Source organism: Neisseria sp. P0009.S007 (assembly GCF_051962515.1).
Genome location: NZ_JBQCVF010000155.1, coordinates 1 through 3,755, shown reverse-complemented (window position 1 = coordinate 3,755; position 3,755 = coordinate 1). Strand labels below are relative to the sequence as shown.

Here is a 3,755-nt window from a genome sequence, read left to right as displayed (position 1 = left end):
GCTGCCAACGACCCGCCCTGGGGAGGCGCACACAGCGATTTAATCAAGCTCTACCGCGAAGCCGCCGGCGGCGAATGTCCGATTGTGCTGTCGCAGGAAGAAGCCCCCGGTTGCGGCACCAATTCCAGCCGCTTCGGCTGCTGGACGTGCACGGTGGTCAATAAGGACAGAAGCCTGCAGGGCTTTGTGGACGCGGGGAAAACCGAATTCACACCGTTAATCGAATACCGCGACTGGCTGGTGGACATCCGCAACAAACCCGAATACCGCCAGGCCGAACGGCGCAACGGAAAACTCACGTTCAAAGGCGGCAAACACATCCCCGGCCCGTTCACCATCGCAGCGCGGCAGGAAATGCTGGCGAAGCTGCTAAAAGTGCAGGCTGCTTTCGGCGAAGAACTGATTTCGCAGGACGAAATCGACCTAATCAAGCGAATTTGGACGGAAGATCTGATTAACACTTACTCAAGGAATAAAAATGAAGACGGAAACACGGGAACAGGTGGCTGATTTGCTGCTGTGGAGTGATGAAAATGCCAGAAACCTGATAGAGAAAATCGCTGCCGAACATGGTGTATCGCCCGATGCGCTGGCCGATTTGGCGGCATGGGAGCGCGAGCAACAGGAACGGATCCGCAAACGCGGCATGACCGAAGTATTCGATGAAGTTTTTGAAAACAGGAAATATTGGGGCTGAATATGTGGATACATTCAATCAGGCTGCTTAATTTCAAATCCTACCAAGAAGCGGCCTTCTCCTTTCCCGAACCGAAAAACGGGCAGAACATTGTTTTAATCGGCGCGATGAACGGGCACGGCAAAACCACTTTGTTGGAAGCGGTTTACCTGTGCCTGTATGACGCGGATGCGGTCAGCCATTTGCAGCGGGCCGGCTTGAACAGCAAAGATGTCAATTACCCGAATTTCCTGCAGGCTGCCCTGCATCACAAAGCAGCGCCGCAATACGGCCGATACCGCATCGAGCTGGAAATTGAAATCCGCCAACGGCGGCAAGGTAAGATTTGCGGCCTGAAAATCCGCCGGAAATGGCATTTCAATGAGAAAAGGCAATTTGAACGCGAAAGCACCGAAACGCGGGCAGACGTGCTGGTTGACGACCGCTACCTGCCTGTCGATTTAGCCGAATTGGACAAATATCTCAACACTTACGCCCTGCCGTTCGATTATGCGCCGTTTTTCTTTTTCGACGGCGAAAAAATCGTGCAGGCTGCAGAACGCAGCGGCACGGGTATGTGGCTCAATACCGCCCTGAAAGGCCTGTTGGGCGTAACCCTGCTGACGCGGCTTGCAGACAGCCTTGGCGATTACCGCAAACGCTGCATTTCCGAGAACGCGGGCAAAAAGATGCAGGAAGATTTGGACAAAGCCGAAAGCGCATTGACTTCTGCCCAAGTGCAATATGATGTATTCCGTGAAGAATGGGAAAAAGTACAACAGGAATGGGCGCATTGGGATGCGGAAAGAAGCAGGCTGCAACAGCAGATCGGCGGCGGCAGCGACATCCGCACTTCGCAGGATTTGCTGATGCAGCGGGAACGGCTGGAGAAGGAAATGGACGATTTCAATGCGAAGGTCAAGGCGGCGGTTAAAGCCATGCCGCTGGCCTTCCTGCCTTCAGACGGCCTGAACGCGCTAAAAATCAAACTCGAACGAGAAGCCAACCGCCTGCACCATGAAGCCGGCAGGGAGCAGATTGCGGGACGGGTAAACGATTTTTGGAGCGCGTTTGTCGGCAGCGGCAAAGTCAAAGAAGTATTGGGGCGTTCGGCTTGCGCCATTTTGGAAGACCCGCTGATGAAGGAAGCTGTAGCCGAATGCTGGAACGAATTATTTTACCCGTTGCCTGAAAATTGCGCCGAAACTATCGAGCACAACTATCTCTCGAAAAACGCCCATGCTGAAATCCAAAACGAAATCAGCCGCATACAGGGTATGCCACAAGGAAGGATAGGCAGCCTGCTGGCCGATATCGAACAGCGGCGGAGCGAACAAAAACAAGTCTTGGAAGAATTGGAGCTGCTCAAAGGCAGCAACAAAGACGAACTGGTGGAACAGCTCAAACAGGCGAACAAGCAGGCCGATATACTGAAAGAACGTTCGGGCAGCCTGAAAAGCAACGTGTTGGAAAAAGAAAAAGAATGCCGGCGCAAAAAGGATGAAGTCAGCAAACTGCAAGACAAAATCAGCGACAGCAACCCGCTGATGGTGAAGTCGCGCCGTGCGGGACAGGTAGAAAAAGTTATTGCCGCATTGACCGATGCTCTAATGCGGCAAAAGGCGGGTGAAATCGGTGAAACCGCCACCCGCATCAACCGCACCATTGCACACGATGACCGCATCCACAAAATCAGCATCGAAGCCGACGGAAGGATGGGGCTTTACGGCCGCGACGGCAGGGAAGCGCAGGTCGATTTGTCGGCCGGACAAATGCAAATTCTGATTATGTCGCTGGTGTCGGCATTGGCGGAAGTTACCCACTATCCTGCCCCCTTTGTCATCGATACCCCTTTGGCACGTTTGGATGAGGGCCACCGAGAAGGTTTGTTCAAGCATTGGAGTGGGCTGGAACAGCAGGTGATTTTGTTGTCGCAGGACACCGAAATCACCCCCGAAGTGTACCGCCGTCTCGACCCGCATATCGGCCGCACCTATCTGGTGGAAGCCGAATCACTGGACAGCGCGGGCGCATGTTCACGTGTAACTGCCGATGTTTATTTCGAATAATTAAAGGAACAATACATGTATCTGCTGCCAGACAACCGCCAGTGGGATTCCGACTATTTCCATACCCTGATTAGCGACAAACACATTATTTCCAGCAGCGAAGCCAAAGCCATACGCGAAAAACTCACCCACGCAGGTGCGTTGCCGCATCTGGACAACAACTACGAGTGGGCGGTACTCTGTATCGGCTATTGCTTTGCCAAAGGCTGGGCTCGCCAGCCGGAAAATTTGACTGCCGCCCCCGATACCAAAGGCATCGACATCCCTTCTTTCCAAACCTGCTTTCAAGACCATTCGCGGCTTTGGCTTGCCCTGTTGAGCGAAACCCTGTTCCACATCAGGCAAGGGAAACTGGCGGGAAAAGATGATTTGTACAAACTAATTGCCGACCTGTGGCATACCGGCGCGCTTGGTTTGCATGCGTTTTGGGAACGTTGCAGACAATTCAAACCCGATGACGATTTGGCACAACGGCAGGCCTTTTTGAACGAATTGGCTGAATTGGCTGTTAAAAACAGTAGCGGACGGCAACATGCAGGAGAGATTTCTAGTTCAAGCGAATTTCCCGCAGAAAATGTCGGAACACTCGATGCAGCCCGCATCAAACTTAAAACCGCACTGGACAAAACAGTCGGCAAGGGCGGCACGATACAACTAGAATACGTCGGCGTGCGCTACGACTGCTTGCGCGTACAGTTCGACTGCTATGTGGATTTGGAAAAATACCACAGCCAGATTTGCTCCGAATTAGGCATCGGCGATGACGAAATGCGCTGCGGACGCATACGCGGCGAAGCCAATACATGGCACATCAATATCCTGCGCCCGCAAGACACTTGGCGGCAATACGGGCAAAGTGAGTTTCAGACGGCCTTACAGCAATACCGCGCATCGGCACAGCAATTCAGATTGCCAGTGTGTATCGGTTTGGACGAACGCGGCGAACCCGTGTTTCAAGATTTTGCCACCGCGCCGCATGTGATGGTAGGCGGGGAAACGGGGGCTGGGAA

General features: G+C 53.3%; 2 protein-coding genes and 2 pseudogenes. All 4 read left to right on the top strand.

Going from position 1 to position 3,755, the window contains the following annotated elements:
- A pseudogene (locus ACTHS3_RS10755) lies at positions 1–510 on the top strand (DNA phosphorothioation system sulfurtransferase DndC); the annotation flags it as partial.
- Positions 479–697: a DNA modification system-associated small protein gene (locus ACTHS3_RS10750; RefSeq protein WP_070695272.1), complete on the top strand. Its 219-nt coding sequence runs from the start codon at positions 479–481 to the stop codon at positions 695–697. The pseudogene ACTHS3_RS10755 and the gene ACTHS3_RS10750, both read left to right, overlap by 32 nt.
- 2 nt (positions 698–699) lie before the next feature.
- A complete protein-coding gene (dndD, locus tag ACTHS3_RS10745) occupies positions 700–2,745 on the top strand; it encodes a DNA sulfur modification protein DndD (RefSeq protein ID WP_049258440.1) in 2,046 nt (681 codons plus the stop codon).
- A gap of 15 nt (positions 2,746–2,760) precedes the next feature.
- A pseudogene (locus tag ACTHS3_RS10740) lies at positions 2,761–3,755 on the top strand (FtsK/SpoIIIE domain-containing protein); the annotation flags it as partial.